At 46.6% G+C, this 18774-nt stretch carries 16 protein-coding genes; 4 read left to right on the plus strand and 12 right to left on the minus strand.

Going from position 1 to position 18774, the window contains the following annotated elements; translation table 11 throughout:
• Positions 1-91: 91 nt before the first annotated feature.
• A complete protein-coding gene (locus DNHGIG_RS04185; RefSeq protein ID WP_282198483.1) occupies positions 92-994 on the minus strand; it encodes an extracellular catalytic domain type 1 short-chain-length polyhydroxyalkanoate depolymerase in 903 nt (300 codons plus the stop codon).
• 283 nt (positions 995-1277) lie between these two features.
• Here DNHGIG_RS04185 and bcaP point away from each other — a divergent pair, with 283 nt between their 5' ends.
• A complete protein-coding gene (gene bcaP, locus DNHGIG_RS04190) occupies positions 1278-2711 on the plus strand; it encodes a branched-chain amino acid transporter BcaP (protein WP_282198484.1) in 1434 nt (477 codons plus the stop codon).
• Positions 2712-2748: 37 nt separating this feature from the next.
• Here the strand turns inward: bcaP and rocF are convergent, their stop codons facing one another.
• A complete protein-coding gene (gene rocF, locus DNHGIG_RS04195; RefSeq protein WP_282198485.1) occupies positions 2749-3648 on the minus strand; it encodes an arginase in 900 nt (299 codons plus the stop codon).
• 338 nt (positions 3649-3986) lie between these two features.
• Here rocF and DNHGIG_RS04200 point away from each other — a divergent pair, with 338 nt between their 5' ends.
• Positions 3987-5390, plus strand: coding sequence for an amino acid permease (locus DNHGIG_RS04200; RefSeq protein ID WP_282198486.1), 1404 nt, complete (start codon positions 3987-3989; stop codon positions 5388-5390).
• Positions 5391-5488: 98 nt separating this feature from the next.
• On the opposite strand, the gene DNHGIG_RS04205 is transcribed toward DNHGIG_RS04200, so the two are convergent.
• From DNHGIG_RS04205 to DNHGIG_RS04225, 5 genes are all read right to left on the minus strand, one after another.
• The gene (locus tag DNHGIG_RS04205; protein ID WP_282198487.1) at positions 5489-5674 is read right to left on the minus strand and encodes a hypothetical protein; all 186 of its coding nucleotides are present in this window, start codon (positions 5672-5674) and stop codon (positions 5489-5491) included.
• Between the two features lie 304 nt (positions 5675-5978).
• The gene (locus DNHGIG_RS04210; RefSeq protein WP_282198488.1) at positions 5979-7514 is read right to left on the minus strand and encodes an ATP-binding protein; all 1536 of its coding nucleotides are present in this window, start codon (positions 7512-7514) and stop codon (positions 5979-5981) included.
• A gap of 331 nt (positions 7515-7845) precedes the next feature.
• Complete coding sequence (locus DNHGIG_RS04215) at positions 7846-9186, minus strand: APC family permease (protein ID WP_282198489.1); 1341 nt, start codon at positions 9184-9186, stop codon at positions 7846-7848.
• 192 nt (positions 9187-9378) lie between these two features.
• Positions 9379-9552: a hypothetical protein gene (locus DNHGIG_RS04220; protein ID WP_282198490.1), complete on the minus strand. Its 174-nt coding sequence runs from the start codon at positions 9550-9552 to the stop codon at positions 9379-9381.
• A gap of 102 nt (positions 9553-9654) precedes the next feature.
• Entirely contained in the window at positions 9655-11163 is a 1509-nt protein-coding gene (locus DNHGIG_RS04225; protein WP_282198491.1) for a spore germination protein, read from the minus strand.
• Between the two features lie 106 nt (positions 11164-11269).
• On the opposite strand from DNHGIG_RS04225, the gene DNHGIG_RS04230 reads away from it, so the two are divergent.
• Positions 11270-11662 (plus strand): CidA/LrgA family protein, encoded by a 393-nt coding sequence (locus DNHGIG_RS04230; RefSeq protein WP_282198492.1) that lies wholly within the window; start codon positions 11270-11272, stop codon positions 11660-11662.
• Entirely contained in the window at positions 11637-12227 is a 591-nt protein-coding gene (locus DNHGIG_RS04235; protein ID WP_369414667.1) for an LrgB family protein, read from the plus strand. Before DNHGIG_RS04230 ends, DNHGIG_RS04235 begins: the two co-directional genes overlap by 26 nt.
• A gap of 205 nt (positions 12228-12432) precedes the next feature.
• On the opposite strand, the gene DNHGIG_RS04240 is transcribed toward DNHGIG_RS04235, so the two are convergent.
• The 5 genes from DNHGIG_RS04240 to clpB form a co-directional block, all read right to left on the minus strand.
• A complete protein-coding gene (locus DNHGIG_RS04240) occupies positions 12433-13179 on the minus strand; it encodes a hypothetical protein (RefSeq protein WP_282198493.1) in 747 nt (248 codons plus the stop codon).
• Between the two features lie 141 nt (positions 13180-13320).
• Positions 13321-14475 (minus strand): aminotransferase A, encoded by a 1155-nt coding sequence (locus DNHGIG_RS04245; RefSeq protein ID WP_282198494.1) that lies wholly within the window; start codon positions 14473-14475, stop codon positions 13321-13323.
• Between the two features lie 18 nt (positions 14476-14493).
• Positions 14494-14940 carry a hypothetical protein gene (locus tag DNHGIG_RS04250; protein WP_282198495.1) on the minus strand — a complete coding sequence of 149 codons (447 nt, stop codon included), beginning with the start codon at positions 14938-14940 and terminating at the stop codon, positions 14494-14496.
• A 281-nt stretch (positions 14941-15221) separates the two neighbouring features.
• The gene (locus tag DNHGIG_RS04255) at positions 15222-15983 is read right to left on the minus strand and encodes a DeoR/GlpR family DNA-binding transcription regulator (RefSeq protein ID WP_282198496.1); all 762 of its coding nucleotides are present in this window, start codon (positions 15981-15983) and stop codon (positions 15222-15224) included.
• Between the two features lie 166 nt (positions 15984-16149).
• A complete protein-coding gene (gene clpB / locus DNHGIG_RS04260) occupies positions 16150-18753 on the minus strand; it encodes an ATP-dependent chaperone ClpB (RefSeq protein ID WP_282201350.1) in 2604 nt (867 codons plus the stop codon).
• Positions 18754-18774 lie beyond the last annotated feature (21 nt).

An 18774-nucleotide genomic window follows, 5' to 3' on the forward strand; every position in this document is an offset into this window, starting at 1 on the left:
CATGACGCGGAATATAGCTTATATTGAAGTATGTGTTGTACTGACGGGCGTATGCTTTTCGTTTTCGTTCCGTGAAAGTATGTTCCCATTCTCAGTTCGTATTTCGTTTGAAAAAATCCCATAGGATAGCCGTCGCATCAGGTCCCAACGGATCCGTATAGGAACCTTCATGATCTCCGCCTGACCACGCGTGGCCCATGCCGTCAATCAGCCAGAGTTCCATGAATGGTGATCCGTTTTTGTCTTGGTAAACTTGCTGCAAAAAGCTTCTTCCATTTATGATGCCCGCTTGCACTTTCGAGGCGAGTACATTCACTTGACCTTCGCCGCCATCCACGAGGTAATTGGTTTGCGCCCATTGCGTAATCACCTGAAGCGCATTGATTGGGTGTACGGTGGTGTCGCAGATTCCATGAAACACGATGACCGGCATTTTCCGGCTGTGTTCACCCATCTCGCGAAACGCTTTGATACCACATTCGTACGGATCCGGCCCACCGTTCGCCATCGCGTGAAATGCGTCAGGGACAGCCATGATCGCATCATCGACCGCACTATACTCCAATCCGGAGCAAATGGCGACCCCACTGAACAGGTCGGGATACGTTGCCCCCATGATCGAAGCCATGGCTCCGCCTGCGGATAGGCCTGCCACATAGACCCTTCTCGCATCAACACTGTAGTTGTTTTTCACATCTTCAATCATGCCTGCGATGATTGCCGGTTCACCCACTTGGCGGTGCTGATTGTCTTCCAAAAACCAGTTCCAGCAACCTTCCGCATTAAACAAATAATTCATAGCAGGATAAAGCACCAGAAATGTTTCCTTTTCCGCCAGTTTGTTCATCTTCGTTCCCAGAGCGAAATCGTCAGGGGTTTGTTTGCATCCATGAAGCATCACCATCAAGGGGACGGCATTCCCCTCTTTGTATCCGCTTGGCACAAACAGTTTATAAGAGAACGCTTCGAACGAAAATTCCAAGAAGTTAGACACGGTTCGATTCCCTCCCAAATCTTCCAATTCTTGATATCCACAATAAGGTAATCTGCACCTTTTTTGAAGTATCGTAAGAACCATAGAGAAAAATAAGGGCCGTTCCGTCTCGCGGAAACGGTTCCCGTTTTTTTCGGAGATATTCTGAAATATTGCGGTGATTGTTTGTTGAAACTTGTCGAAATTTGCAATATGATAGTACATGTTTTTTCTTTTACCCGCTTTAACACTAAAAACAATTCAAATTGTAATACTATTCTAAGAGTAGGAAGTGATAAAAACAATGAATTTGTTTCGCAAGAAATCGATCGCATCGATCCTTGCATTGTCAGAAAGTAAGGACTCTTCACTGAAGAAGAGTCTCGGGGCATTCGATCTGACGATGCTCGGAATTGGTTGTATGATTGGAACGGGGATCTTCGTTCTGACGGGAGTCGCTGCAGCCAAACATGCAGGGCCTGCTCTCGTACTTTCCTTTCTTATTGCCGGTGTGGCATGCGCGTTGGCCGCTCTCTGTTATGCCGAATTTGCCTCAACCGTTCCGGCAGCAGGCAGTGTCTATACTTATAGCTATGCAACCTTCGGAGAATTTATCGCATGGGTGCTCGGATGGGATCTGTTGTTGGAGTACGGGTTTGCCGCTTCCCTTGTGGCTAGCGGATGGTCAGGGTATTTTCAAGGATTGCTTGAAGGGTTTGGCATTCATATTCCTACTGTCATCTCAAGCGCCTATAACCCTGCCAAAGGAACGTTCATCGACGCGCCTGCCATTATCATCACATTGTTGCTGACTTTTCTGTTGTCGAGAGGAGTCAAAGAATCAGCCCGTTTCAATTCGATCCTGGTGATCATTAAAATCGCGGTCGTCCTGTTATTTATCGCCGTGGGAATCGGTTATGTCAAACCGCACAATTGGACACCTTTCATGCCCTACGGTTTTACGGGTGTCGCCGCAGGTGCAGCGACCGCCTTTCTCACATACATCGGGTTTGACGCTGTATCGACCGCCGCAGAGGAAGTAAAAAACCCGCAACGCGATGTTCCTATCGGTATTCTCGCATCGCTCGCAGTTTGTACGGTTTTGTATATAACAGTATCGGCCGTTTTGACAGGAATTGTTCCGTACAATCAACTGGACGTAAAAAATCCTGTGGCATACGCTCTGCAGTATATCCATCAAGATTGGGTCGCGGGCTTTATCTCGCTCGGAGCCATTATCGGGATCACGACGGTTCTGATCGTCTTGCTATACGGCCAGACGCGCCTTTTCTATGCGATCAGCCGAGATGGATTGCTGCCGAAAGTGCTCTCTTCCGTCAATCGGAAGACGCAAACGCCAACGTTTAGCAACTGGCTCACCGGCATCATCGTTTCCGTCTTTGCTGGGATGATGCCGATCGACAAATTGGCGGATTTGACGAATATCGGCACATTGTTTGCCTTCATCACCGTTTCAATCGGGATTCTCGTTTTGCGAAAGACACAACCGAATTTACGCAGGGGGTTTAAAGTACCGTTTGTACCTTGGGTTCCCTTGTTTTCGATAATCACTTGCGGATATCTGCTTCTTCAATTATCCAGTATCGCCTGGATCGGTTTCGGTGTTTGGTTTGCCATCGGACTTGTGATTTACTTTACGTATGGGTATAGACACAGCGAATTGGAAAGACACTCAACGATTCAAGACGCACATACAGAAGAAAGCCGCTCTGCTTAGAGTGGCTTTCTTCCGTTTCTCGTTCATTTTATAGCAATTAAAGAACACTTTGGCCTAAAAGAGAGCAAACCATCTCAACCGCCGTGCGTGCAGTCTTGTTTTCCTTATCGAGAATGGGATTGACCTCTACTACATCACAAGAAACCACTTTTCCGGATTGATACAACATTTCCATCGCAAGATGGCCTTCCCGATAGGTAACGCCCCCAAGAACCGGCGTACCAACCCCCGGTGCCATATCCGGGTCGATCGAATCCAGATCGAGACTCAGATGGATGCCGTCTGTGCCTTCTGAAGCAATGCGAATGGCTTCTTCCATCACCTTGCCGATACCCATCTTGTCCACTTCATGCATGGTGAAACAGGTAATGCCATGCTGCTTAATCAATTCGCGTTCCTCCGGATCGACGGAACGAGCGCCTACGATGACCACGTTTTCCGGAGCAACCTTTGGAGAAAATCCGCCGATGTTGATCAGATCTTCATGTCCGATTCCCAGGCTGCATGCGAGCGGCATCCCGTGAATGTTACCTGATGGTGTCGTTTCTGCGGTGTTGAAATCTGCGTGTGCATCGAACCAGATCACCCCGAGTTTTTTATAAACTTGGGTGAGGCCAGCGATACTGCCGATTGCGATGGAGTGATCGCCTCCCAAGATGATCGGAAAATGCCCCTCTTTTACGACGGCGGATACTTCCTTGCAGATGTCCTCGCTCACTTTGACTACAGCCGGAAGGTATTTCAATTTCTCGTTTTCAATCTTATATGTTTCTGCCGTGGGAACATGGAGGTTTCCGCGGTCTTCCACCTTATAACCGAGCCGCTTGATCCGTTCTTTCAAATTGGCGTAACGGATGGCACTGGGCCCCATATCCACACCGCGTCTGTTTTGTCCAAGATCCATAGGTACCCCGATGATGCTGATCATTTTTTTCATCGCACATACTCCTTTTGAACACACGTTTTATCGTAAAGAAATGTTATGGCAATTTGATTTGCAAAATTTTCATAGCAAGTTTTATGCCAATCTTATTATGTCCTCTCTTTGGGGTTCAAGGTGCAAAAAGTTACGCATCTTCCCCTTCTTTTTTGCAGTTTGTCAAAATTTTTGCATCCTCTTTTGCATTTTTTTATGAATTGGAGAAGAAGAATATTGATAACTTTCTATGAATTTCTTTTGGAACGACTTTTGCATTAAAATTAGGAACGGATGGATCGCAAGATGGCTTACACGAATGATTTCCTTCTAAGACATAGGATCAAGGAGAATGATGCATGAATCAGAAAAACGAATTAAAACGTACCATGACAAGCAGACATTTATTCATGATCTCCCTCGGCGGGGTGATCGGTTCCGGATTTTTTCTCGGTACCGGCTACACGATTAACCAAGCCGGGCCAGGAGGAGCCGTCCTGTCTTATATCGTCGGCGGTTTGATTATGTACTTGACGATGCTCTGCCTCGGAGAGTTGGCCGTTGCCATGCCGGTTTCCGGTTCGTTCCAAACGTACAGCACTCAATTTATCGGCCCGGGTTTTGGCTTCACCATCGGTTGGACCTATTGGCTCGGGTGGGCAGCTACGGTCGCTCTGGAGCTTGTTTCGGCAGGGACATTGATGCAAAGATGGTTTCCCCATACCCCTATCTGGGTCTGGTGCTCCGTGTTCGGCATTCTGCTCTTCGCTATCAATGCCCTTTCCGCGCGAAGTTTCGCGGAAACCGAATTCTGGTTTGCCAGTGTGAAAGTCACAGCGATCATTTTATTCATTATCCTTGGCGGCGCAGCGATGTTCGGTTTGATTCATATGAAAGGGAACACACCCGCCCCGATGCTATCGAACTTCTTGAGTGACGGACTCTTCCCCAACGGGTTTACTGGGCTTCTCCTAACGATGATCACAGTGAACTTTTCATTCCAGGGAACCGAACTGATCGGTATCGCCGCGGGAGAAAGCCAAACGCCGGATCAGACGATTCCTAGATCCATCAGAAATACGGTCTGGCGAACCATGTTTTTCTTCGTGCTCGCCATTTTCGTTCTCGCAGGACTCATTCCCTGGAAGCAGGCAGGGGTCATCGAGAGCCCGTTCGTCGTCGTATTCGATCAGATCGGGATTCCTTATGCGGCCGATCTCATGAACTTCGTCATTCTTACCGCTCTCTTGTCGGTGGCCAATTCGGGACTGTATGCGGCAACCCGGATGCTTTGGGCACTTTCGCAAAGTGACATGGCACCATCCGTTTTTGGCAGAACTACACAAAAGGGTATCCCGATGAACGCCTTGCTCCTGACCATGGGAGTCGCTTGTCTCTCTTTGCTTTCCAGCGTCGTTGCTGAGAACACGATATATCTCTGGCTGATCTCCATTGCCGGATTGGGGGCACAAGTCGGGTGGATTTCAATCACCGCCAGCCAATATGTTTTCCGTAAGCGTTTTCTTGCAGAAGGCGGCAAGCTTGAAGATCTTAAATTCCGCACGCCGCTCTATCCGTTCCTTCCCATCATTGGAACCGTACTGAATATCACCGTCTTGATCAGTATGGCCTTCGATAAGGACCAAAGAATCGCTTTATATTGCGGGATCCCTTTTATGCTCGCATGCTACCTCTATTATCACCTAAAAATTAAAAACAAAAAGAGCATACACGCTTTAAAAACCAGAGACACTCTCACGTAACACACTCATTTAAGAGGGGAAAGCTTCCCCTCTTTTTTTGTAATTATACACGCGACACGCGCCAAAAGATTCGCCAAATAAGAAAAAGGCACCTCAATTTAAGGTGCCTCGTCTTGTTTAAACCCGATTTTATTTTCCGTCTTGCGCTCACCCTCACCTTCCGCAAAAGTACCTGCCTGCGGATCTGATGTTTGCGGATGGGGTGTTGTTTCTCCAATTTCAGGAAAATCCACTTCCGTGATTTCGTTCGGAATGTTTGTCGATTCAATTTCTGGAGTTTCCATCGTGTGCCTCCCCGTAACGTTAGATGTGATACGAGGATTAGTATGACCGATGGAATCAAACATATGAATGTTCTTCTTCGCAATCCTCACATCTATTGACGATCCGACGTTCTTCATCACCTTGATGGAATTGCCCGCAAGATAAGCAGATGTAGAACATCAAGATCCCTCCTTAACCGATATATTTCATGATACGGTTAAAAAATCAATAGAAGTGAATGGATGTTCATTATTAGCAGTCACTTATTATATAACATGGAACATAATCAGCGCAAATGTAAATTCCGGTAAATCGACATTTGCTTTATTTTAGACCGAATTCCTCGATCGCTTGTTGTAAAGTACCTTTCGTCTCGATTTTCCCCGTCAATGAGATCCCCATATTGATCATTGTGTTCGCGATTTCCGGGCGAATACCCGTGACGACCGCCTTGCAGCCCATTAAACTGATTCCCTCTACAATCCGGAACAAATGACCGACTACCGCGGTATCCATAATAGCGACACCAGACAGATCGATGATAATCCTCTCTGTTTTCAAAGTGGAAATTTGTGTTAATGCTCGCTCCTGAATTCTCTTGGCCCGATATGTATCCACCGTTCCCAAGATGGGCAATACTGCCATTGTCGAAGATATCGGTATGATGGGAACCGTTAAATCATCAATGATCTCGCGTTGAGCACGGAGAAGTTCATCCTTATATTCGATATAACTTGAAAAGTAATGCATGATATACGTGTCAAACAACGAATTCGTTTTCCTCTCCAGTTGAAAGAAGTTCTCTTTATCAAGGTCGACTTGTTTAAAATATTGGTGCAGAATTTCCCAATATACTTTTCGTTTCGTCTGGATCAATTCCAGGAGAACCACTAAAGGAATATCCGTTTTCGCTCCGATTTGTCCGCGTTCCTTGGCAAGAACGACAAGTTCATGTTGTCTGCCTTCAACTAGAAAATGAATCATTTTCTGAAACGTCTCAAAGACATTTTTACTAAAACGAGAATCTACTTGTTGCAATAGATCTTTCACCTGTGTGCTCAACGTCTCATGAATTCGATCTTCATTCTGAAGAATAAAGTCCCGCAAACTTTGTCCGCTTATGTACTGCAATTGCATATCAATCACTCCATCCTCGAGTCTCAATGTGACGGGAAATATAATCGTAAATGTGGTTCCTTTCCCTTCCTTGCTCTTTACATCGATGGTCGCGCCATGTTGGTAGATCGTTGAAAAGACTTGCGCGAGTCCCATTCCAGTCCCGTTCTCCTTCATCGAGAAAAAGGGGGTCCCCAAGAGCGAGAGTTTTTCCTCAGGAATACCGATCCCCGTATCCTGAATGGTTACATACACCGAATCTCCCATTCGATAATGTTGAATCGAGATGGTTCCTCGGTCGGGAATCGCTTCAAACGCGTTCTTCAGCAAGTTAAAGAACGCTTTTTTCAACTGATTGCGTTTCCCGTAAATCATCTGGTCCGTATTGAGAAAGTGTTTTTCGATATGTACCCTGTATATCTGATCTTGAAACAAGTAAAGAATCGCTTCCAACTCAGAACAAAGATTGACGGCCACAAACGGCTCATCATCCAAATCAGGTTTTGCAACTTCCAATAAATTTTGAAGAGTCGATATCGCTCTCTCCAATTCCGAAGATGCAGTCTCCAAAAAAGCGTGAGGAGATTCCTTCTGCATCAATTGCAGAAATCCTTTCACCGCTGTCAACGGGTTGCGGACTTCATGCGCGATTCCGGCCGCCATTTGACCAATGGAGGCCAAACGACTCAACGTGTGATCTGTATCCTGCACCGATTGATTTTCAGACTGACTCTTAGACCGCAACGACATTCGTCCTCCCTTATCGAGGCAAATTAAAACGACCGTTCAGATGTTTGTTTTCTTTCAAATCAGAAAAATATACATCTTGTCCCTACATTTGTACGATCTGATTCTATTTTTATCATACTAGAATCAATTATATCATGAATTTCGGTCTAATAGAGAAATATCTACGATTAAAGAAGGAAAATCAGGAATATTCTCTAAAAAGTGAGAGTGGGAGAAGAGTGAGAATGAATCGCTGCCCAGAGAAGAAGGAAGCACATTCCGAAAAAAAACGGCCTTCGCAGACGAGGGCCGTTTTTGTTTTCAATGCCGAAACACATCTACTTTTCTATCGATTAGACGGGGAATCAACCAGTATCTGTGCTTCCGAACGGTTTAACAACAGATAGAGCGGTAACCCAATGAGTGTCAAAGCGATCGCAAACATGGTGTCACTCGGATTGGTCATCACTGTGCTAACGATCACATATCCCGAGCCGATGATCGCGAGAATCGGGGTGATCGGATAGAGGGGAACACTGTAAATCCGCGCTTTTCCTGGATTTCGTTTGCGCAGGATAAAGGCCGCGAGGAATGCTTGAATATAGAATATGTAAATCGCGAAGATGGCGATATCGGATAACCGATCAGGATTCCCTAGCAACATGAGCAAGATGGCGATCATTGTTTCAAGAAGGATCGCAAAAACGGGTGTCCCGAATCTTTCATGCACCTTCGACAAGACACGGGAAAACGGAAGTTGTGCCCGCTCCGCCATCGCAAAGGGGATGCGCGGGAAAGTGAAAATCTTTCCATTTAGGCAGCCAAAAATCGATATGAGAATACCGATGGGAATCAGTTTCCCCCCGATCTCCCCGAACAGCAACGATGCCGCTTGGCTCGCGGCGTTGTCGCCCAAAGCCACGATTTGATCGGCCGACAATACATGAAGTAAGGCGACGTTGACAGACAGATAGGCGACGATGACAACGGCTAATCCCCCGATGATCGCACGGGGCAACATCTTTGCGGGATTTTTCATTTCACCCGCCACAAGTCCGATAAGGATCCACCCGTCATACGCCCACAACGTGGCAAGAATCGCTACCCCCATATTTGTTTGTGAAGACAATTCACCTGTATTCCAAAGTTGCCCATGTCCCTTCCAGATGCCGAAGATCGCGATCAAAGCGATTGGCATTAACTTACCGAGCGTAGCAGCTGTTTGAATCCATCCTCCCCATTTGGCACCGAGGCTATTCATCACTGCCAAAAAGACGATGGCAGCAATCCCGATCGACGTCTTCCACCCATCCGCCATTCCGAACATATGAATCACTAAGGATCCAAAATATAACCCTAACGCTCCGATGACGGCAGGGCCGTAAATGATCGTTTGCACCCAACCGCTCATGAACCCCCATATTTTCCCATACACTTCTTCCAGATACACATACAGCCCTCCCGTCTTCGGGATCTGTGTACTTACTTCCGCGATCGTCAATCCCGCCGCCAATGTGAGAAGACCTCCAAGCACCCAGGCGAGCAAAGCCATTGAGGGATCTCCTGCAGATGCGATCACTTTTCCCGGTTTCATGAAAATTCCGGAACCGATCACCGTACCGATGACGATCGATATGGAAACCGTAAGGCCGATCTCTTTACGCAACTGTCCTTCCAGATTGTTCATCATGTCCACCTCCAACATACACTACTCACTAATGTCCTCTGTATAAATACATAAGTCCTCTGCAAGAGTACTACTGTATCTTATCATAGATCGATTCATAGAGATTAATTTTTCATTTAGAAAGATTATTTTGATTAAGTTAAATTGAATTTAAAATAAAACAAAAAAGACCCCATAATGGGGTCACAAGTTTCACGAGTAATGTTTGTCTTTCTTTCTAAACCATTTCGGTAAAAGCTTGGGATGTGTGGCCTCCTCAATGAGCTTGGGTACATCAATCACGTCGAGGCCTTCTTTCTCGCCGTACACTTCAAGTCCCTCTCCCGGGATCTCCTGATGTAAATCCCTTTCCCTTTCATCCGGCACTAGGATCACCTCCTCGCGCTCAGAACTAGTATGTTCTGACCGGGTTCGTTTTATCGGCACGTCCTACCGGATCGGCTATACCAGTAACCTTGAACGTTCGTTCTACTTTCTCGTCGGATCGATCGGACGAAAGATGGAGGGACGATGTGCTTTGTTTTTGAAAGGTTGCCGAAACAGAATATCTTGAAAAGCTTCCCAATTAAAGGGAATCAGTGGCCAAAGATACGGGATTCCGAACGCTCGTTTCCGTAACAAACCGATAAACAGAATGATGATTCCGATCAAAAATCCCAACCAACCGAGATGAAACACGCTGAAAATCCCTGTGATCAGAATCAGAAAGACACGAGCCACCCGATTCGCATTCGATAACTCCAATGATGCGGTCGCATATTGCGTCATCGCACACATCGTCGTGTAGACAAGCACATCCGTATCGAAAAGTTTCGCTTTAACGGCCAGTTGACTGAAAATGACGGCTGACACAAAGCCGATCGCCGACGCCATCGGTACAGGTGTATTGACCACGGCACGACGAAAGATATCGACCCCAAATTCCAGAATGAGCAATTGAAGCGTCAGCGGGATTTGGCTTTCATTGTCCGGGTTAATAAACATCAGCCATTGCGGTAATGCCGTTCCGAGTCCCACTAACGCCAGCCACAAAGGACTCAAGAAAATGGAGATAATTAGCGATCCCAATAAGGCCAAACGAAAATACGTCCCCGCAAAAGGCGATAAATGATAATCGTCTGGATGTTGAACATGTTGTAAAAACACGCATGGAAGAATCAACGCCTCAGGCGTCGTATCGATGATGACAACAATCTGTCCTTCCAAAAGTGCCGTCGCGGCAACATCTGGACGCTCTGTCAAGCGAACGGAGGGATAAATATTCCACTTCGTCTTCTGGTCTGTCAAATAATCGATCAAAGCCCCGTCCGCCATCGGGATGCCATCGATGTCGATCGCCTTGATCTGCTTTCGAATCTCATCGATCAGTTGAGGATTGGTGATGTCTGCGATATAAAGCAGACTGACATCCGTTTTCGAGCGTTTACCCACTCGAAACAGTTCAATGCGAAGTTTCGGGTCACGGAGGCGGCGACGAATTAACGCCGTATTCGTAAGCATCGTTTCTGTGAAGCCATCCCTCGGCCCGCGAACCACCCGTTCAACTTCGGGTTCAGACGGGTTGCGAGACGGATACACGCGCGTATCGATGATGAGCGCTTCTTGCAGGCCATCGAAAAGGAAAACGATTGGGCCGGATAAGATAAAATACAGGATGTCCCGCATATTCGATGCTGTCGAAACCTGGACAAATGAAATGTGCGTATTCAGATAGGATTGTAACTTTTGAATTTCAATCTTGTCATGTTCGGACACGTATTCTTCCATGATTCGGGAAACATCTTTCAAAATGTTTACTAAGCTCTGTGTGTAAAAAAAACCATTTATACAATAGGAATACATGCGTATTCCGCCGAAATGAAATTCTTTGTGAATGATATCCCAGCTTATATCCGCCCCAAGCAGTTCATTGAGCAAGTGAATATTTTCATCCAAATGGATACAGGGTTTCTCGGGGAGCGTAGATTCTGAAATCACACAAAAAACCCCCAATCCGTATCGTAAACTCGTACCCAGTATTTCTCTGATGGAGTGCTGTTATGTACAAAATGCAGTATACTCTTTCCATATGGAGGTGAATCCTGTGAAAACATTTGTCAAGGGAACTGTACAGGTGGTTTTCCTCATCGTGTTTTCGCTTGCAGGAAACTTCTTGGCAAAGATTCTGCACGTAGATATTCCTGGCAGTATTCTTGGTTTGGCTCTGCTTTTCCTGTTGTTACACTTCAAACTCATTCGTGTCGAGTGGGTAGAATTAGGCGCTAGCTGGTTACTTGCAGAAATGCTTCTTTTTTTTATTCCGCCAGCGGTCGGTATCATACAATACACGGATTTGATAGCCCGTATGGGTCTCGGAGTTGTTTTCGTTATCATCTTCAGTACTCTTATTGTCATGATCTGCACAGGCTGGTTCGCCGAACTACTCTACCATCGCAGAAAGGAAAAAAGACATGGAAGGACACTGGGGAATCATTAGTATCTGGTTGACGGTATGTATTTATTGGTTCACAAAAGGTATCTACAAACGCTGGCATTATCCGTTTCTCACGCCTGTTTTGATCTGTCCTTTACTTCTGATCTCGATACTCTTGTCGTTTCATATCTCCTATCCAACATACATGACTGGCGCTAAATGGTTGAGCGATCTTCTTGAACCCGCGACCGTGGCATTTGCTGTCCCTATGTATAAGCATTTCCATTTACTCAAAAAACACGCACGGGAACTCTTGACGAGTGTGATAACAGGATGTATCGTTTCCGTCCTATCTTCCGTACTCTTTGCTCTTGGAGTTCATCTCAATCCACAAGTGATTAACAGCTTAATCCCTCGTTCCGTGACCACACCGATCGCGATTGTTATTTCGCAAATGATTGGCGGAACAGCAACGATGACGGCCGTTTTTGTCATTATGACGGGCATCATCGGATCAATCGTGGGACCATTGATAATCCGTTATCTTCCGATCCGTACGGCGTTAGCAAAAGGAGCCATGTTCGGAATGGGAGCACACGGTATCGGGACAAGCAAAGCCTTCGAGTAGGAGAATTGGAAGGCACGATATCAAGCTTGTCGATGATCGTCGCCGCGACAATCAGTGTCATTTTAGTCCCTATACTCCACCATATCATGAGGACTATAGGCATCTTTTGATCCCCCCGCTACACAGCGGGTTTTTTTATGGACACTCTTGGTGTACAAAAAAATGCAGGGGGATGTTCCATCCCCCTTTGTGCGATTCTGACCGATCAAGAGTTTTGTTCTTGTTGCTCTTGTTGTTCCTGTTGTTCTTGTTGTTTAGAATGTTTATGCTCTACGAACTTTTGAAGTTTTGAAGCTGACTTTGAAAGGATCTGAGATTCTTTGTCAGCTGTGAGTTTCCCCTTAGCAACCGCTTGATCCAGACGAGCTTTTAACTTGGCTTGCAGATCAGAGATGAGAGTCTGTTCGGAAATCCCCTTACTTTTCGCTACATCAGCAATCGATTCTCCAGATTTCAGATCGCTGCGAAGCGTCTTGACATCGATACCAAGAATCGAAGAAACATCTTTCAACAACCCGTTATCTGCCTTTTTATGTTTTAACAGGCCTTTATGTTCCAAAAGTTTTTGGAAACGTGATGCGGATTTCGAGAGAATCTCGTTTTCTTTCTCGGCCGTCATTTTTCCGCTCGCTACGGCTTTATCCAAACGAGTTTTCAATTGTGCTTGCAGGTCAGAAATCAAGGTTTGCTCGGAAATCCCTTGGGTCTGTGCGATTTCAGCCAAGGATTTTCCGGATTTCAGGTCAGCTTGAAGGGTTTTTACATCGATCCCTAAAATGGAAGCCATCTCTTTCCAATTTTCGTTATGTTTATATTGATCGTGTTTGGCGACAGCTTGTTGGTTTGAAGCGGCATTCGGCGCAGACGCAGGCGTGGAAGCCGCTGCAGTTGCAGCTCCTGTTCCAGCGATAGCGGCGGCAGCTAAAATCCCAAACATTTTTTGAGCGATCATGAACATCATCCTCCTATACTTTTTTTCGTCACCGAAATATCGATGACAAGCTCATTGTAAAATTCAATTTCGGAATAATTGTGGTAGAAATATGGAATTTTGTTTGCCAGCAATCTTGAGGTACAAAGCTACTGACTCGACTCACAGCGTGCGAACGAACCGCTCAAGACGATCGAGCGCGCATTCCAGTGTTTCCATTGAATACGCATAAGAGATGCGGATATACCCTTCACCATATCGTGAGAATGCGTCTCCGGGGACGACGGCTACTCTTTCCTTTTCTAAAAGTTTTGTCGCAAATTCAAACGAAGACAGGTTGAATTTTTTGATCGAAGGAAAGAGATAAAACGCCCCTTCCGGTTTGATGATCTCAAAGCCGAGATCTACGAGGCGATCATACGTGAAATCTCTTCTTTTTCTGTATTCTCTTTTCATCACTTCCGCATCGTCGAGCCCGTGTGTCAACGCCTCAATCGCGGCGTATTGACTGATGGAGCTGGCACATGAGACGTTATATTGGTGCACTTTCACCATCTGTTGTGTAATGTAAGCGGGAGCAAAAGTGAAGCCGATCCTCCATCCGGTCATCGAATGGGATTTGGAAAGGCCGTTGATAACGATGGTTTGATTTCTGACAGACGGAATAGCGGCGATGGAACGATGGGTACCGTCATAGATCAGTTCACTGTATATCTCATCTGAGAGAATGAATATTTCTTTGTCTGCGAGTAACTCCGCAATTTCTTGAATGCTCTTTTCATCAAGCGTACAGCCAGTCGGGTTCGATGGATAAGGAAGGATGATACAGCGGGTCTTTTCAGTAATGTTCGCACGTATCATTTCGGCGCTCATGCGAAAACCGTTGTTCGTCGTATCTATGTAAACGGGCACTGCGCCGCAAAGCTTGATAATCGGTTCATATCCAGGATACACCGGTCCCGGAAGAATCACTTCACATCCTTCTTCAAGAATGGTTCTGAGCGTCACATCGATCGCTTCACTTGCACCGTTGGTAACGATAATCTCATCGTCCGGGTTATAGGATAATTGGTATTTGCTTTCAAGAAAATGACTGGCCGCTTTTCTCAACTCAAGGAGTCCGGCGTTTGGCGTATAGGTGGTTTTATTTTCGCTGATCGCACGTTTCCCTGCATCTTTGACATGTTCGGGAGTTGGGAAGTCAGGCTGCCCGATCGTGAGCGAGATCGCATCCGGATACTGTGCGACCATGTTGGAAAATCTTCGAATCCCCGACACTTGAATATCTCGGACTCTACGGTTGATCAAATGTTCCATATTACCACGCTCTTCCTCTCATTGCTTTTGTCCGTTCTCTGCCTGCAAGATCTGTTGTTGCACCCGTTCACTCAGATCTTGGATGTTGACTTGAAATGTATGATCGCCATAAGAAACGGTTGCCTTCGGATCACCTTTTTTCCCCGTAATACGGAGATGCTCCGTTTTTATCTCATATGTACCGTCATCATGGGGGACAAATTGCGCGTGTTTGATCTCCTCTTCCAAAACGGGTTGAACCGTTTTTGCAAACGTGTCCCCCGCGGTACCGGCAATATCCTTGCCCATATCCACCACTTTCGCGGGCGAAGCATGAAACACGAGCACAAGAATCACGCCGATCAATACGGCAAACATGACGAGTTTCATGAGTGAACGTATCAGAAACCGGGCGATGATCACAGCGAGGAAAGCGACTGCGATCAAGACCCAATAGTCTTTGGCCCATGTCAATAGTTGTTGCATATCATGACACCCCTCAAATGGATTGTCCATGTGCGGAACCTTCCTGTGAATCAGCGTCTAACCTCTACTTTACATCTTAGCTGTCAAATCTGCAAAACTTTTTCCATTTATACATGACACGTGCACATAGAAAACTTTCCTCACCTTCACATTTGATCATGTGGATAAACGTAACAAAGGGATCCCAAAAATGAGATCCCTTTGAATAAGATTTACCCGCTGTTACGCCACCCTAAGTGTCACGCCAGCAGAGGTAAAAATATGCATGTTTCGATTTCTTATCATTCCGTAGTAATGATGACCTCTACGTTATGTTCACGCAAAATTGCGGCAATATCACCATCAGGTTCCTGATCGGTAATAATGATATCGATGTTTTCAAATCCCGATATTTTGTGGAACAGACGCTTTCCAAATTTTGTGTGATCGGCTAAGACAATGACCTGGTCTGCGCGCCGAATCATCTCTCGTTTGACATACCCTTCTTCCTCATCAGGATAAGTCAAACCGTCAGAAGTAATACCGCATGCGCCTAAAAAAAGTTTATCCACTTGATACTCAGATAACTTGGAAATCGTTGATGCCCCATATAAAAAGCGATGTCGAGGATTTAGCTCTCCCCCCAGAAGTCGAATCTTAATGTCTTCTTTTCTGGAAAGCAAATCCGCGATATCGATGGAGTTGGTCACAACGACATTGTTTTTGGTCGATAAGTATTCTGCCACAAACTGTACTGTAGTCGAGGCATCCATTATGATGTAGTCTCCATCTTTTATCAAGGAAGCGGCCACACGGGCAATATCACGCTTCTCGACAGGTTCCCTGCCCAAACGTTCCTTGTACGCGAATATTTCCTTTTTCAATGTCGGCAGGATCGCCCCTCCTCGGGTACGAATAATTCTTCCCTGCTCTTCCAGCTTGATGATGTCACGTCGAGCTGTGTCCCGCGATACGGAAAACAAGTCGCAGATCTCTTGTATACTGATTCTCTTATGATCTTTTAGATGCTGCAAAATGGAAATTAACCGCTCTTCTTGGTACATTTGCGGTTCACCTCGACATATGAGTAACGGTACGTCATAAGTAATTATAATCATTTTTACGCACAAATGCAATGATTGATAAGCGATTGTAAGCGAAATGATGATTCAAGCAAATTCTATTTGATTGTCCAAGAGCAAAAAGAGACCCGGATGCAACCGGATCTCTTTAATACGTGATTTGCAATTTCCCATCGATATAGTCGACTGTGACATTTGCACCGTCTGTGATCTCTCCTGCGATCATCGCGCGCGCCAGCATTGTCTCCACATGACGTTGCAAGAAGCGGCGCAGAGGACGCGCACCGTAGACAGGATCGTACGCTTCTCGCGCGATATATGCTTTCGCTCGCTCGCTGAGCGTGACAGTGATGCTACGTTCCGCCAATCTCTTGCGCAAATCTGCGATGAGCAATCCGACGATCGCTGTCACTTCGAACACGGTCAGCGGTTTGAACAGAATCGTATCATCGATACGGTTTAAAAATTCGGGACGGAAATGGAGGCGCAACTCTTCCATCACCCGTTCACGCGTCTCTTCCTTGATTTCCCCTGTCTCCGTAATCCCTTCTAAGAGATAAGAGGAACCGAGATTGGAAGTCATGATGATGATCGTATTTTTAAAATCGACCGTTCGTCCCCGAGAATCGGTGATACGTCCGTCATCGAGAACCTGCAAGAGCACATTGAACACGTCCGGATGAGCCTTTTCCACTTCATCGAAGAGCACCACCGAGTAGGGTTTTCGACGAACCGCCTCCGTCAATTGTCCCCCTTCGTCATAGCCGACATAACCGGGGGGTGCGCCAATGAGACGTGACACGCTGTGTTTCTCCATATATTCGCTCATATCGATACGTACGATATTCTCTTCCGTATCAAAAAGCGTGGCAGCGAGCGTCTTAGCCAATTCCGTTTTTCCCACACCGGTAGGACCCAGGAATATAAACGAACCGATTGGACGGCGCGGATCTTTGATCCCCGCACGGGCGCGCAAGATAGCATCGGCTACCCGTTGTACTGCGTCGTCTTGCCCAACGACCCGTTCATGTAAAATCTGTTCGAGTTTTAACAGCTTCTCCCGCTCGCTTTCCATCAATTTTGCCAGCGGAATCCCCGTCCAGCGGGAGATGATGCGGGCGATTTCGTCCTCAGTCACTTCCTGTCGCAACAAGGTACGGCCGTCTCGTTGCTTTTCCTGTTTCTCTTCTTCTTCCTTCAATTTTTTCTCTAACTCCGGCAAGCGGCCATATTTGAGTTCTGCCGCTTTCTCCAGATTATACTGCCTTTGCGCCTCTTCAATCAGTTGTTGTACCTGTTCGATTTCTTCGCGCAGTTTCTGGATGTTTTGCAAGGCATTTTTCTCATTTTCCCACTGCGTTTTCATCGCGGCGAACGTTTCGCGAAGGTCACTCAACTCTTTTTGCAAAGCTTCAAGCCTTTCGCGACTCGCCCGATCCGTTTCTTTTTTCAGTGCCGCTTCTTCGATCTCCAACTGCATGATGCGGCGTGAGATTTCATCCAACTCTGTCGGCATCGAATCGATTTCCGTACGGATCAAAGCGCACGCCTCGTCTACCAGATCGATCGCCTTATCTGGAAGGAAGCGGTCCGCGATGTAGCGATCGGACAAAACGGCTGCGGACACGAGCGCCGCATCATGGATTTTTACGCCATGGAACACCTCAAATCGTTCACGTAACCCGCGCAAAATCGAAATCGTATCCTCGACGGAAGGCTCATCCGCATATACCGGCTGAAAACGTCTCTCCAGAGCCGCATCTTTTTCAATATATTGGCGGTATTCGTCTAATGTCGTCGCCCCGATACAATGCAACTCCCCACGTGCCAGCATTGGTTTCAGCAAATTTCCCGCATCCAGTGCGCCTTCCGTTTTCCCTGCACCGACGATCGTGTGAATCTCATCGATAAACAGGAGGATTCTCCCTTCACTCTGTTTGATCTCCTGCAACACCGCTTTTAAGCGCTCTTCAAATTCACCGCGGTATTTGGCTCCGGAAATCAATGCCCCCATATCGAGGGAGAAAATGCGTTTATCGCGCAATCCTTCCGGCACATCGCCACGCACGATACGTTGAGCCAGTCCTTCGACAATCGCCGTCTTCCCGACTCCAGGCTCCCCGATCAAAACGGGATTGTTTTTGGTCTTGCGCGCGAGGATACGAATGACATGGCGTATCTCCGTGTCGCGGCCGATCACCGGTTCCAGCTTATTTTGTTTGGCCGCTTCGACAAGATCATATCCGTAACGAGTAAGCGCCTCATACGTAACTTCAGGCATCGCGCTCGTCACCCGCTGATTCCCCCTGACCTCCGTCAGCACTTGCAGAAATTTGTCGCGCGTGATCCCGAACGATTGCAGGGTTTTTCCGAGCGGCGTTTTTTCCGCCGCATCCAACAATGCCAAGAAGAGATGCTCGACTGAAATGTATTCATCTTTCATTCTTTTCGCTTCATCCTCAGCAGCGACTAGCACCTGACTGACCGCCTGACTGATATAAATTTTCCCAGGCTCACGTCCCGGTCCGGAGACACACGGCTTGCGTTCCACGATCCCCTCCAACGCCTGGCGCAAAGGCTCAACATGAACCTGCATTTTTTGCAGCAATCGCGGAATCAATCCATCATACTGTTCGATCAAAGAGAGCAAAAGGTGGTCGCAATCGATTTCAATATTTCCGTAGCGCAATGCTTTCGTCTCAGCCGCTTGGATCGCTTCGAGCGACTTTTGCGTAAAACGGTTCATATCCATGATTTTCGCAGCCCCTTTTTC

The sequence above is a fragment of the Collibacillus ludicampi genome (assembly GCF_023705585.1).
Taxonomy (GTDB): Bacteria; Bacillota; Bacilli; order Tumebacillales; family BOQE01; genus Collibacillus; species Collibacillus ludicampi.

Excerpts from the sequence above, each read along its gene's own strand:
- DNHGIG_RS04200 (WP_282198486.1), top strand. The coding sequence starts at position 3,987 with ATGAATCAGAAAAACGAATTAAAACGTACCATGACAAGCAGACATTTA.
- DNHGIG_RS04215 (WP_282198489.1), bottom strand. The coding sequence starts at position 9,186 with ATGAACAATCTGGAAGGACAGTTGCGTAAAGAGATCGGCCTTACGGTT.
- DNHGIG_RS04205 (WP_282198487.1), bottom strand. The coding sequence starts at position 5,674 with ATGGAAACTCCAGAAATTGAATCGACAAACATTCCGAACGAAATCACG.
- DNHGIG_RS04250 (WP_282198495.1), bottom strand. The coding sequence starts at position 14,940 with ATGCAACAACTATTGACATGGGCCAAAGACTATTGGGTCTTGATCGCA.
- bcaP (WP_282198484.1), top strand. The coding sequence starts at position 1,278 with ATGAATTTGTTTCGCAAGAAATCGATCGCATCGATCCTTGCATTGTCA.
- clpB (WP_282201350.1), bottom strand. The coding sequence starts at position 18,753 with ATGGATATGAACCGTTTTACGCAAAAGTCGCTCGAAGCGATCCAAGCG.
- DNHGIG_RS04240 (WP_282198493.1), bottom strand. The coding sequence starts at position 13,179 with ATGATCGCTCAAAAAATGTTTGGGATTTTAGCTGCCGCCGCTATCGCT.
- rocF (WP_282198485.1), bottom strand. The coding sequence starts at position 3,648 with ATGAAAAAAATGATCAGCATCATCGGGGTACCTATGGATCTTGGACAA.
- DNHGIG_RS04245 (WP_282198494.1), bottom strand. The coding sequence starts at position 14,475 with ATGGAACATTTGATCAACCGTAGAGTCCGAGATATTCAAGTGTCGGGG.
- DNHGIG_RS04255 (WP_282198496.1), bottom strand. The coding sequence starts at position 15,983 with ATGTACCAAGAAGAGCGGTTAATTTCCATTTTGCAGCATCTAAAAGAT.
- DNHGIG_RS04235 (WP_369414667.1), top strand. The coding sequence starts at position 11,637 with ATGGAAGGACACTGGGGAATCATTAGTATCTGGTTGACGGTATGTATT.